This window comes from Shewanella sp. S1-58-MNA-CIBAN-0166 (assembly GCF_040310085.1).
GTDB lineage: Bacteria > Pseudomonadota > Gammaproteobacteria > Enterobacterales > Shewanellaceae > Shewanella.
Genome location: NZ_JBEOPN010000195.1, coordinates 1 through 241, shown reverse-complemented (window position 1 = coordinate 241; position 241 = coordinate 1). Strand labels below are relative to the sequence as shown.

Here is a 241-nt window from a genome sequence, read left to right as displayed (position 1 = left end):
GCCTGATATCGCGCTAAAAGCGGTGAAGGAGCAATGGGGGCCTGAGCTATTTCTCGCTCAGTTATGTGAAATAGAGGCCTCACACCGACAAGAAATACGCCTAAAGCGCTTACTGAAAGACAGCCAATTACCCATAGGGAAACAACTATCACAGTACGATTTTAGTGAAGTGACAGGGATTAGTGCCGTTCAAATCAAGCATAAAGCCAGTGAGCTCGGGTGGTTGAGGCAAGGCCACAAC

The 241-nt window shown here is 48.1% G+C and carries 1 protein-coding gene; it reads left to right on the top strand.

The window, feature by feature from the left end:
- Positions 1-241, top strand: a 241-nt coding sequence (locus AAEY99_RS21670; protein ID WP_351012020.1) for an ATP-binding protein, incomplete at both ends; no start/stop codon positions are given.